At 55.5% G+C, this 12,263-nt stretch carries 13 protein-coding genes; all 13 read right to left on the reverse strand.

Annotation, left to right across the window (positions count from 1 at the left end; all coding sequences use genetic code 11):
- Positions 1-18 precede the first annotated feature (18 nt).
- Entirely contained in the window at positions 19-1,407 is a 1,389-nt protein-coding gene (atpD, locus tag ACE1BR_RS07775; RefSeq protein ID WP_005342353.1) for a F0F1 ATP synthase subunit beta, read from the reverse strand.
- A 33-nt stretch (positions 1,408-1,440) separates the two neighbouring features.
- Positions 1,441-2,307 carry a F0F1 ATP synthase subunit gamma gene (atpG, locus tag ACE1BR_RS07780; protein ID WP_042656889.1) on the reverse strand — a complete coding sequence of 289 codons (867 nt, stop codon included), beginning with the start codon at positions 2,305-2,307 and terminating at the stop codon, positions 1,441-1,443.
- 43 nt (positions 2,308-2,350) lie between these two features.
- A complete protein-coding gene (gene atpA, locus ACE1BR_RS07785) occupies positions 2,351-3,892 on the reverse strand; it encodes a F0F1 ATP synthase subunit alpha (protein ID WP_374869109.1) in 1,542 nt (513 codons plus the stop codon).
- A 15-nt stretch (positions 3,893-3,907) separates the two neighbouring features.
- Positions 3,908-4,441, reverse strand: coding sequence for a F0F1 ATP synthase subunit delta (atpH, locus tag ACE1BR_RS07790; RefSeq protein WP_374869111.1), 534 nt, complete (start codon positions 4,439-4,441; stop codon positions 3,908-3,910).
- Positions 4,442-4,454: 13 nt separating this feature from the next.
- On the reverse strand, positions 4,455-4,925 hold the full coding sequence (gene atpF, locus ACE1BR_RS07795; RefSeq protein ID WP_005339336.1) for a F0F1 ATP synthase subunit B: 471 nt from the start codon (positions 4,923-4,925) through the stop codon (positions 4,455-4,457).
- 56 nt (positions 4,926-4,981) lie between these two features.
- Entirely contained in the window at positions 4,982-5,224 is a 243-nt protein-coding gene (atpE, locus tag ACE1BR_RS07800; protein ID WP_005307205.1) for a F0F1 ATP synthase subunit C, read from the reverse strand.
- Positions 5,225-5,282: 58 nt separating this feature from the next.
- Positions 5,283-6,065 (reverse strand): F0F1 ATP synthase subunit A, encoded by a 783-nt coding sequence (gene atpB / locus ACE1BR_RS07805; protein ID WP_042063276.1) that lies wholly within the window; start codon positions 6,063-6,065, stop codon positions 5,283-5,285.
- Between the two features lie 8 nt (positions 6,066-6,073).
- Complete coding sequence (locus tag ACE1BR_RS07810; protein WP_201909234.1) at positions 6,074-6,484, reverse strand: ATP synthase subunit I; 411 nt, start codon at positions 6,482-6,484, stop codon at positions 6,074-6,076.
- 190 nt (positions 6,485-6,674) lie between these two features.
- Positions 6,675-7,583 (reverse strand): ParB/RepB/Spo0J family partition protein, encoded by a 909-nt coding sequence (locus ACE1BR_RS07815; protein WP_374869113.1) that lies wholly within the window; start codon positions 7,581-7,583, stop codon positions 6,675-6,677.
- The gene (locus tag ACE1BR_RS07820; RefSeq protein ID WP_374869115.1) at positions 7,580-8,383 is read right to left on the reverse strand and encodes a ParA family protein; all 804 of its coding nucleotides are present in this window, start codon (positions 8,381-8,383) and stop codon (positions 7,580-7,582) included. The genes ACE1BR_RS07815 and ACE1BR_RS07820 overlap by 4 nt, the downstream gene beginning before the upstream one ends.
- A gap of 26 nt (positions 8,384-8,409) precedes the next feature.
- Positions 8,410-9,036, reverse strand: coding sequence for a 16S rRNA (guanine(527)-N(7))-methyltransferase RsmG (gene rsmG, locus ACE1BR_RS07825; protein WP_374869117.1), 627 nt, complete (start codon positions 9,034-9,036; stop codon positions 8,410-8,412).
- Between the two features lie 8 nt (positions 9,037-9,044).
- Positions 9,045-10,934 (reverse strand): tRNA uridine-5-carboxymethylaminomethyl(34) synthesis enzyme MnmG, encoded by a 1,890-nt coding sequence (gene mnmG, locus ACE1BR_RS07830; protein WP_374869119.1) that lies wholly within the window; start codon positions 10,932-10,934, stop codon positions 9,045-9,047.
- Positions 10,935-11,447: 513 nt separating this feature from the next.
- Positions 11,448-11,897, reverse strand: coding sequence for an FMN-binding protein MioC (gene mioC, locus ACE1BR_RS07835; RefSeq protein ID WP_033138545.1), 450 nt, complete (start codon positions 11,895-11,897; stop codon positions 11,448-11,450).
- Positions 11,898-12,263: the final 366 nt, after the last annotated feature.

The following is a 12,263-nucleotide window of genomic DNA, read 5'->3' on the forward strand; positions in this document are numbered from 1 at the left end:
GGGCCCTCCTGTCGAGGCTTACAGTTTCTTGGATTTCTCGACGACTTCGTCGATACCGCCAACCATGTAGAACGCCTGCTCGGGCAGATCGTCATACTCGCCTTTCAGGATGCCCTGGAAACCACGGATGGTCTCTTTCAGCGGCACGTATTTACCCGGAGAACCGGTAAACACTTCTGCTACGAAGAACGGCTGGGACAGGAAACGCTCGATCTTACGGGCACGGGCTACGGTCAGTTTGTCTTCTTCTGACAGTTCATCCATACCCAGGATGGCGATGATGTCCTTCAGCTCTTTGTAGCGCTGCAGTACGGTCTGAACGCCACGAGCGGTCTCGTAGTGCTCTTTGCCAACCACCAGCGGATCCAGCTGACGAGAGGTAGAGTCCAGCGGGTCAACGGCCGGGTAGATACCCAGTGCCGCGATCTGACGGGACAGTACAACGGTCGCATCCAGGTGGGCGAAGGTGGTCGCCGGAGACGGGTCAGTCAAGTCATCCGCAGGCACGTAAACGGCCTGTACGGAGGTGATGGAACCGGTCTTGGTGGAGGTGATACGTTCTTGCAGAACACCCATCTCCTCGGCCAGGGTCGGCTGGTAACCTACTGCGGAAGGCATACGGCCCAGCAGTGCGGATACTTCAGTACCGGCCAGGGTGTAACGGTAGATGTTGTCCACGAAGAACAGCACGTCACGACCTTCGTCACGGAACTTCTCCGCCATGGTCAGGCCGGTCAGCGCAACGCGCAGACGGTTTCCGGGCGGCTCGTTCATCTGACCGTAAACCAGAGATACTTTGTCCAGTACGTTGGACTCCATCATCTCGTGGTAGAAGTCGTTACCCTCACGGGTACGCTCACCTACACCGGCGAATACAGAATAACCACTGTGTTCGATCGCGATGTTACGGATCAGCTCCATCATGTTTACGGTTTTGCCTACACCGGCACCACCGAACAGACCAACTTTACCACCCTTGGCGAACGGGCATACCAGGTCGATAACCTTGATGCCGGTCTCCAGCAGATCGTTGCTGTTGGACTGATCTTCGTAGCTGGGGGCAGCGCGGTGGATAGACCAGCACTCTTCTTCACCGATCGGACCTTTTTCGTCGATTGGCTCGCCCAGTACGTTCATGATCCGACCCAGAGTCGCAGTACCGACCGGAACCTGGATGGATTTACCGCTATTCACTACTTCCAACCCACGACGCAGACCGTCGGAGGAGCCCATGGTGATGCAACGAACGACGCCGCCACCGATCTGTTGCTGAACTTCCAGCACCAGACCCTGGCCTTGACCTTCGCTAACGACCTTCAGTGCATCGTACACCTGGGGCACGGCATCCTGCGGGAACTCGATGTCCACCACAGCGCCGATGATTTGGACGATGAAACCGTTACTCATGTCAAATCCTCTAAACCTTTGATAACCCTTGCCTTACACCGCAGCAGCACCGGATACGATCTCTGTCAGCTCCTGGGTAATACTGGCCTGACGGGCCTTGTTGTATACCAGTTGCAGATCGTTAATCAGGTTACCGGCGTTGTCAGTCGCGGCTTGCATGGCAACCATTCGGGCTGCCTGTTCACTTGCCAAGTTTTCCACTACCCCCTGGTACACCTGGGACTCGACATAGCGAATCAGCAGGGTATCCAGCAGTTGCTTGGGATCCGGCTCATAGAGGTAATCCCAGTGGTGTTTCTTGGCGAGCTTGCTGTCTTCAGTTACGGGCAAAGGCAGCAGTTGATCGACCCGTGGTTGCTGCACCATGGTGTTGACGAACTTGTTGTACACCAGATACAGCTTGTCAATCTCACCGTTGTCGTAAGCCTTCAGCATGACCTTGACTGAACCAATCAGGTCATTGACGCTCGGGTTATCGCCCAGTCCTGCGACATGAGCTTTCACCTTGGCGCCGTGCCGTTCAAAGAAGTTGGAGGCTTTGTTACCGATCAATGCCAGGTCAACCTTGGCACCTTTCGCGCTCCATTGCTTCATATCATTGAGGGCAGCCTTGAACAGGTTGATGTTCAAACCGCCACACAGGCCACGGTCGGTGGAGACGACGATGTAACCCACTCGCTTGACCTCACGTTCGATGAGGTAGGGGTGCTTGTATTCCAAGTTCCCCTGAGCGATATGGCCGATCACCTTGCGCATGGTTTCAGCGTACGGACGGCTGGCAGACATGCGTTCCTGCGCACGGCGCATTTTGCTTGCTGCCACCATTTCCATAGCGCCGGTGATCTTCTGAGTGTTTTTCACACTCCCGATCTTGTTACGTATCTCTTTTGCGCCGGCCATCTCTTACTCTCCATCAGGTGGCAGCTCGCGCTGCCACACACGCTTACCAGGTCTGGGTTGCCTTGAAGTCATCCAGCAACGCAGTCAGCTTGCCAACGATCGCGTCGTTGTAGTCGGCCTTGGCATTGATTTCAGCCATCAGCGAACCATGCTGGGTATTGGCGTAAGAGAGCAGAGCGGCTTCGAAGTCGACGATCTTGTTCAGCTCGACATCGGAGAGATAGCCTTTCTCGGCGGCGAACAGCACCAGAGACTGGTGAGCCACGCTCAGCGGAGAGTACTGCTTCTGCTTCATCAGCTCGGTCACTTTCACACCGTGATCCAGCTGCTTGCGAGTTGCATCGTCCAGATCGGAAGAGAACTGGGCGAATGCCGCCAGTTCGCGATACTGGGCCAGTGCGGTACGGATACCACCGGACAGCTTCTTGACGATCTTGGTCTGAGCAGCACCACCTACACGGGATACAGAGATACCCGGGTCAACCGCCGGACGAATACCGGAGTTGAACAGCTGTGAAGTCAGGAAGATCTGACCATCGGTGATGGAGATCACGTTGGTCGGAACGAACGCAGAAACGTCACCAGCCTGGGTTTCGATGATCGGCAGGGCGGTCAGAGAACCGGTCTGGCCTTTCACGGCACCATTGGTGAACTTCTCTACGTACTCGGCGTTAACGCGAGCAGCACGCTCCAGCAGACGGGAGTGCAGATAGAAAACGTCACCCGGGTAAGCTTCACGTCCTGGCGGACGGCGCAGCAGCAGGGAGATCTGGCGATAAGCTACGGCCTGTTTGGACAGGTCATCATAGATGATCAGCGCGTCTTCACCGCGGTCACGGAAGTACTCACCCATGGAGCAACCGGCATACGGAGCCAGATACTGCAGGGCAGCGGCTTCGGAGGCAGAGGCTACCACCACGATGGTGTTGGCCAGAGCGCCGTGCTCTTCCAGCTTACGTACCACGTTGGCGATGGTGGAGGCCTTCTGGCCAATCGCAACGTAGACACACTTAATGCCGGAATCTTTCTGGTTGATGATGGTGTCGATCGCGATGGCGGTCTTACCAACCTGACGGTCACCGATGATCAGCTCACGCTGGCCACGACCGATAGGGATCATGGCATCGATGGCTTTCAGACCGGTCTGGACCGGCTGGTCAACAGACTTACGCTCGATAACGCCCGGTGCGATCACTTCGATCGGCGAGAAGCCGTCGTTGTCGATCGGACCTTTACCGTCGATCGGCTGACCCAGGGTGTTCAGCACCCGGCCCAACAGACCACGACCTACCGGCACTTCCAGAATACGGCCAGTACCTTTTACTTTCATTCCTTCTGACAGACCGTCATAGGAACCCATGATCACCGCACCGACGGAGTCACGCTCCAGGTTCAATGCCAGAGCGTAGCGGTTGCCCGGCAGCTCGATCATCTCACCCTGCATGGCATCGGCCAGGCCGTGAATACGAATGATACCGTCGCTCACAGAGACGATAGTACCTTCGTTACGCGCTTCGCTTTTTACATCAAACTGCGCAATGCGCTGCTTGATCAGCTCGGCGATTTCAGTGGAATTCAGTTGCATGCTCTAATACCCCAATCAAGATTGCAGCGCGTCAGCCATGCGATCCAGCTTACCGCGGACTGTGCCGTCGATTACCAGATCACCGGCCTTGATGAGCACCCCGGCCATCAAGGACGCATCAATGCTGCAATTCAGCTTCACTTTGCGCGCGAGACGTTGTTCCAGAGAAGCCTGAATATTGGCTTTCTGCTGGTCGGTCAGTTCGATCGCCGAAATCACGTCAGCCTGAACTTCTTTATCCAGTTCAGCCTTGAACGCTACAAATTCAGCAACGACCGCCGGCAGCACACCCAAGCGACCATTCTCGGCCATCACCCGGATCAGGTTCTGGCCATGCTCGTCGAGTTGCTCACCGCAGATACCGACAAATAGATTTGCCAGCTCTTCGGCAGCCACAGAGCCGTTTACCAGGTTGTGCATGGTCTCGTTTTCCACTACTTGCGCAGCGAAACCGAGCATACCCAGCCACTGGTCAACCGCCTTGTGCTCAACGGCAAACTCGAAAGCAGCCTTGGCGTAGGGGCGAGCGATTGTAGTCAGTTCAGACATAGCCCCGTTCCCGTTACAGTTCTGCTACCAGTTTGTCGACGATGTCGCTGTTGGCAGCCTGGTCGATTTGACGCGCCAGGATCTTCTCTGCACCAGCAATGGCAAGAGCAGCAACCTGCTTACGCAGTTCTTCTTTGGCACGATGACGTTCAGCTTCGATCTCGGCACGGCCCTGAGCCAGGATTTTTTCCCGCTCAGATTGGGCACCAGCGGCGGCTTCATCAATGATCTGGGCTTTACGTTTGTTAGCCTGTTCAATGATTTCAGCAGCCTGCAGCTTGGCTTCTTTCAGCTGATCGGTGGCGTTGGCCTTGGCCAAATCCAGATCTTTCTTGGCACGTTCGGCAGAAGAGAGACCGTCAGCAATAGCTTTCTGACGGGCTTCGATGGCAGCAATCAGCGGCGGCCATACGTACTTCATGCAAAACACTACGAAGAAGAAAAAAGCAATTGCTTGGCCGAGGAGGGTGGCATTGATATTCACAGCCGATGTCCTCTTATAGTTAGTTAATGGGTTATGCCTGGATGAGTCGTAACGACTTAGCCAGCAACCGCAAACATCACGTACAGACCCAGACCAACGGCGATCATCGGGATCGCATCCACCAGACCCATTACGATGAAGAACTGGGTACGCAGAACAGGGATCAGATCCGGTTGACGAGCAGCACCTTCCAGGAACTTGCCACCCAGGATACCGATACCGATGGAAGCGCCGATAGCCGCCAGACCCATCATCATTGCAGCAGCGATGTACAGCAGGTCCATGTTCAAGTTTTCCATGAGGATCTCCAGTTATTTAGATGTAATTGTTTGTACAAAAAGGATTATTTGAGTTGCATCAATTATGGTCTTCCTGCGCCATCGACAGATAGACGATGGTCAGAACCATGAAAATGAATGCCTGCAAAGTGATGATCAGGATGTGGAAAATTGCCCAAGGCACGGACAGGATCCACTGTGACCACCAGGGTAACAAACCAGCAATCAGGATAAAGATCAGTTCGCCAGCATACATGTTGCCGAACAGTCGAAGACCCAGAGAAACAGGTTTGGAAATCAGCGTAACAGTTTCCAGGATGAGGTTAACCGGGATGGCCGCCGGGTGGTTGAAAGGCTGAAGCGTCAGCTCCTTCACAAACCCGCCGATACCCTTGACCTTGATGCTGTAGTACAGGATCAAGAAGAACACGCCCAAAGCCATGGACATGGTGATGTTAACGTCAGCAGAGGGAACCACACGCAGATAGGGAATACCCATCAATTGTGCAGCGTGAGGGATAAAGTCAACGGGGATCAGATCCATGAAGTTCATCAGGAAGATCCACACAAACACAGTCAGCCCCAAAGGTGCGATGACCTTGTTGCGACCGTGAAAGATGTCTTTGACGTTACCATTCACAAACTCGACCAGCATCTCCACAAAGCACTGCAGCTTACCCGGCACACCGCTGGTAGCGTTAACGGCTACTTTGCGGAACAACAGGATAAACAGGGCGCCTAGCACGACGGAAAATATCATTGAGTCGATATTGACCGTCCAGAACCCGGACCCGACTTGAAGGTGGGTCAGGTGGTGGGAGATATATCCCTGAGGAGTCAGGACTTCTCCGGTTGCAGACATGAGTTTTCCTAATAGTGGTTGTTAAGCGTGAATGAAACCATCCACTGTACAACGAGGGCGAGGATATAAGTGGCGAAAAACGAGACGGTAACGACCTCGACTCCCGCACCAAACATCAGGGCGAATAGACCTGTTGTAGAAATGAGCTTAATCCCTGCCCCACCATAAAAGTCCCGCAAAACCAGGCCCACACTCTCGGTTGTCACCTTGCGGCGCAGCACCCAGACAGTAAACAAGGCTTGAGGAACCCAGTACATCCCCCCTCCGTAGAGGGCGGAATAACCGGCGCTGGCACCAGTCAGATAAAACCAGACGGCACTCATCGCCAGGATCAGGATGAGCTGACAAACGAGCATAACCAAGGCCAGTGTCAAACCTTCCAAGGCTAATTTCTGCTTCACCAACCTACCCCTGAACATTACAGAACTGTAAAAAATCGGGTTCCGAAGACCCCATGTTAACAGCTCTTAAAGCCGGTCAAATTATACCCTTGAGGGCAGCTATTGCAATATGACAAAAATCCTTAATTTTTGCGGCTTTCAGCGGCAAATCAAGGTTATGGTCATATCAAAAGGAATGGATGTTTTATTACTACAAAAAGCGTAAAAATCACGATTCCGACACGCCAAAATAGCCCAATATACGGTCCAAATCGGACAAATTATCGTAACTTATTACTAACTTCCCGCTATCCCGCTTGCCAGGCTGAAGTTGCACCTGATTACCAATTTTTTCTGCCAGTTGGCGTTCCAGGTAGCCGATCTGCGGATCACGGGCCGGTTCAACCCTGGCTTTTGCCGGTTCCAGCGCTTTTTGCACCAACTTCTCGGTATCACGCACGGTCAGCCCTTTCTGGGCAACCAGCTTGGCCAGTTCGGACTGGGCCTGGCCACTCAGGGCCAGCAGGGCACGGGCATGACCCATGTCGAGGTCACCATGCTCGACGAAACGCTTCACGTCGTCGTTGAGCTGGTTGAGACGCAGCAGATTGGTCACCGTGGTGCGGGACTTGCCCACCGCCTCGGCCACCTGCTGGTGGGTGAGTTCAAATTCGGTCAGCAGCCGCTGCAAGGCGACCGCCTCTTCGATGGCATTGAGATCTTCCCGCTGAATGTTCTCAATCAGCGCGATGGCCACCGCAGCTTCGTCAGGCACATCCTTGACGATGCAAGGCACCACCTCGAGACGGGCCAGCTGGGAAGCACGCCAGCGCCGCTCACCGGCGATGATTTCGAAGGATTGCTCGCCGAGAGGGCGAACCACGATGGGCTGGATCACCCCCTGGGCACGGATGGAGTTGGCAAGCTCTTCCAGTGCGTCCTGGGACATGTCCTTGCGAGGCTGGTACTTGCCGGACTGCAACCACTCCACCGGCAGCTTGCGCAGCTCGCCCTGATTGGCGGGGGCCATGGCCTCTTCAGTACGTTGATCGCTCATCACCTGTTTCTGGCGGGCAGCCGTGCTGGTACTGAGCAGGGCATCCAGCCCCTTGCCCAGTCCACGTTTTTTCGGAGTCATATGCTCTCTCGGTCTGCGATGGTCGCCTGACGCTCCTGCTCCTGACGGCGCAGGATCTCGCCAGCCAGTGCCAGGTAGGCCTTGGCGCCCACCGATGCTTTGTCATAGTGCATGGCCGGGGCACCGAAACTCGGGGCCTCCGCCAGTCTAACGTTGCGGGGAATGATGGTGCGGTAGACTTTGTCGCCGAAGTGCTGTTTTAGCTGATCGGACACATCATTGGCCAGCCGGTTGCGGTGATCGAACATGGTGCGCAGCACCCCTTCGATCTTGAGCTCCGGATTGACCACGGCGGCCAGCTTGCTGATGGTGTCGACCAGGGCGGTGAGTCCCTCCAGCGCGTAATATTCGCACTGCATGGGCACCAGCACGGAGTCGGCGGCGGCCATGGCGTTCACGGTCAGCATGTTGAGAGAGGGCGGGCAGTCGATGAATACATAGTCGTACTTGTCCCGCACCGAGGCCAGCGCGTTGCGCAGGCGGATTTCGCGGGCGAAAAATTCCATCAGACGGATTTCGGCCGCGGTCACGTCGGCATTGGCGGCGATCAGGTGATAGCCCCCGGAAGTTTCAGGGATGATCACTTCGCTGATAGGGGCATCCTCGATCAGCAGCTCATAGGCGGTGCGCTCGACGTCATACTTGTCGACACCGCTGCCCATGGTGGCATTGCCCTGCGGATCCAGATCGATCACCAGCACCTTGCGCCGGGTGGCAGCCATGGAGGCGGCCAGATTCACACAGGTGGTGGTTTTACCCACTCCACCCTTCTGGTTGGCTATGGCGATGACTTTTCCCACACGATCCCCTAAATGAAACTGCGACCCTATTCGGGCTGGATATGTTTGAATTCCAGCAGATGACGTTCGCCTTCCAGCTCCGGCACCCGCAACTCATGACAGGCTACCAGACGGATATTGGCAGGCAACTGGGCCAGCTCCTGCTCGGGATATTGTCCCTTGAGCGCCAGGAAGCAACCCTGTTCTGACGGCAGGTGGTGACACCAGCTCAGCATGTCCTCCAGCGAGGCAAATGCCCGACTCAGTACACCATCAAACCCCACTTCAGGTTGATACTCTTCAACCCGGGATTTGACTGGCGTCACATTGGTCAACCCCAGCTCCAGGATCACCTGACGGATGAAGTTGATCCGCTTGCCCAGACTGTCGAGCAGAACAAACTGCTTGTCCGGATTGATGATCGCCAGCGGCAACCCCGGCAGGCCGGGACCGGTCCCCACGTCGATGAAGCGCTCACCGTGCAAGTGGGGGCTTACCACCAAGCTATCGAGGATATGCTTGACCAGCATGGCGTCCGGATCTCGCACCGAGGTGAGATTGTAAGCCTTGTTCCACTTGTGCAGCAACTCAACCAACTGCACCAGTTGGCTCTTTTGGGTATCGGTGATAACAATTTCGGCCTGCTTGAGCAGGCCGTTCAATCTTTCCAACATGGAATTCCTTAGGCAGTTTTACGCAGCAGGCCGTGTTTTTTCAGGTGAACCAGCAGGATGGAGATGGCCGCCGGGGTGATGCCGGAGATACGGGAAGCCTGACCAATGGTCTGCGGCTTGGCATCATTCAGCTTGGCTTTCACCTCGTTGGAGAGGCCGTTCACCTCGCGATAGTCCAGATCCAGCGGCAACAGGGTGTTCTCGTTGCGCAGCTGCTTTTCCACTTCATCGTGCTGACGCTCGATGTAACCGGCGTACTTGATCTGGATCTCAACCTGTTCGGCCGCGGCTGGATCGGTCACGGAAGGGCCGACCCCTTCGATGGCCATCAACGCATCGTAGGTCACCTCGGGGCGACGCAGCAGCTCTTCCAGGCTCTGTTCGCGGGTCAGCGGGGTGTTGACCAGGGCATTGACCGCTTCCAGTGACGGATGTTGCGGGTGGATCCAGGTTGAACGCATGCGCTGACGCTCCAGCTCGACCTGTTCCATCTTGGCGTTGAATTTGCCCCAGCGCTCGTCATCCACCAGACCCAGCTCACGACCGATGGTGGTCAGGCGGATATCGGCGTTGTCTTCCCGCAGCAGCAGGCGATATTCGGCACGACTGGTGAACATGCGATAGGGCTCGCGGGTCCCGAGGGTGGAGAGATCGTCCATCATCACGCCCATGTAGGCCTGATCCCGACGCGGATTCCAGGGATCCTTGTCCTGCGCACGCAGGGCCGCGTTCAGACCAGCCATCAGGCCTTGTGCCGCAGCCTCTTCGTAACCGGTCGTCCCGTTGATCTGGCCAGCGAAGAACAGGTTTGGAATGCACTTACTCTCCATGTTGGCCTTGAGATCCCGTGGATCGAAGAAATCATATTCGATGGCATAACCCGGGCGGGTGATGTGGGCATTCTCGAAGCCACGCACGGAGCGAACGATCTGCACCTGCACGTCAAACGGCAAGCTGGTGGAGATCCCGTTCGGGTAGAGCTCGTGGGTGGTCAGGCCTTCCGGCTCGACGAAGATCTGGTGTGCCGTCTTGTCGGCGAAACGAGTGATCTTGTCTTCGATCGACGGGCAGTAGCGCGGGCCGATCCCCTCGATCACCCCGGCGTACATGGGGCTGCGATCTAGGTTATTGCGGATCACCTCGTGGGTACGCTCGTTGGTGTGGGTGACGTAGCAGGGCACCTGACGGGGATGCTGGCTGGCATCGCCGATAAACGAGAAGACCGGACGCGGATCGTCGCCGTGCTGGGCCTGCATCACAGAGAAATCGACGCTGCGGGCATCGATGCGTGGCGGGGTGCCAGTCTTGAGACGATCGATGCGCAGCGGCAGTTCACGCAGGCGCTGGGCCAAGGCGATCGAGGGAGGATCCCCGGCGCGACCGCCCTTGTAGTTTTCCATCCCGATATGGATCAACCCGTTCAGGAAGGTACCGACCGTCAGCACCACAGTCTTGCCGCTGATGCGGATCCCGCTCTGGGTGACTACACCGGCAACACGATCCCCGTCCATGATCAGATCGTCACAGGCCTGCTGGAAGATCTTCAGGTTCGGGTAGTTCTCCAGCATCTGGCGAACTACGGCCTTGTAGAGCAGGCGATCCGCCTGGGCACGAGTGGCTCGTACTGCCGGGCCCTTGGAGGAGTTGAGGGTGCGGAACTGGATCCCGCCAAGATCGATGGCACGCGCCATGATCCCGCCGAGTGCGTCAACTTCCCTGACCAGGTGTCCCTTGCCGATCCCGCCGATCGCCGGATTACAGGACATGTGTCCCAGCGTATCGATATTGTGGGTCAACAACAGGGTGTTCATGCCCATACGGGCTGCCGCTGTTGCTGCTTCGGTTCCGGCATGACCGCCACCGACGACGATCACATCAAATTGTTCATGGTATTGCATTGGGATCACCTTGATCTGCACGCCTGAAGATCTTTATTTGCCTGGGCTGGGCTAAAGGGCGGAACATTCTATCTGTTTCGCGTCCTGAGGGGAACGTCTACTTAACGTTCAGTATGAAGGGAGGATCCACTAATTAGATCTTAAGGATCTTTAGATCGATCTTTTACTGGATCTCTTATTAGGATCCGCCCTTTCTGTTGATAAGCACTTTTTGATCATAAAGATCATTAATTTAAGAACGATCCTAGCTTGTGGAAAAGCTTGGATCCTGGCCCGGTGAACGAGGGGATAACCAGGACTTTTATACACAGAGGTTTGTCGGTCTGGATCTAATACATGGATAACTATAGGTTTTGCAGAGCTTTACACCGTAGTTATGCACATTCCCCCTGGGCGTTGTGGGTAACCTTGTAGAACAACTCTCCCGGATCAATCTGTTAATAACATGGTGGATAGTCGATCTGGGGATAAGTGGGGAGATCAAGCTTTTTTTCAGGATCTCCCGCACGCTGATCAGGCGATCATCGTCATCCAGTCGCGGATCCACACTTCGGCGGCATCTTCGGGGATCTCGTGTTGGGTGACATCGATGTCGAGTCGCTCGCCGATCCGGCTGGCGCCGCACTCGGCCAACAGTCGATCCAGCGTCTTGCCGCCCTGACAAAAGGTGTCATAACTGCTATCGCCAAGGGCAATCACGCCATATTTCAATGAATTAAGATCCGGATGCTGCTCGGCAAGATCCTTGGCGAAGGGTTGCAGGTTGTCGGGCACATCACCGGCACCGTGGGTCGAGGTGACCACCAGCAGGATGGATCCTGCATCATCCAGCACCTCTGCCAGCTTGGCCGGGTTGTGGATCCGGGTCTGGTGGCCAGCCTGTTCCAGCAGGTTGGCGACGTGGTCTGCGACATATTCGGCGGCGCCCAGCATGGAGCCGACGACGAGATTGAGTTTGGCCATGGAATGGATCCTGATTTCAGACAAAGAAACGGAAAGCCTGATTCTACCGCCAAAGGGTGTGGATAAATATGGATAAAGCTTGGGGATAATGGATCCAGTCAGATAATGCCGCCGGATCCATCCCGCCGATCTTTTTTCTGCTTCTTTATATTCCTCTTCATTTTCTTCTCTGCGAATGGCTCTCCTGATGACTCCCATCCACAGCAAAATCCTGCCAACGATGCAGTCAGATAACAATGCAGATGCAAATGATTAGCAATTATTGAATCGATTCGATCACGGCTCCTGTAGTAGGATTGCGCAGCTTTATTCGCCCATGGAACAGGGTGATGTCGTTACCAACGACCAAAAATAACAATAAAAAAC

The organism is Aeromonas sp. MdU4, from assembly GCF_041929505.1.
Lineage (GTDB): Bacteria > Pseudomonadota > Gammaproteobacteria > Enterobacterales > Aeromonadaceae > Aeromonas.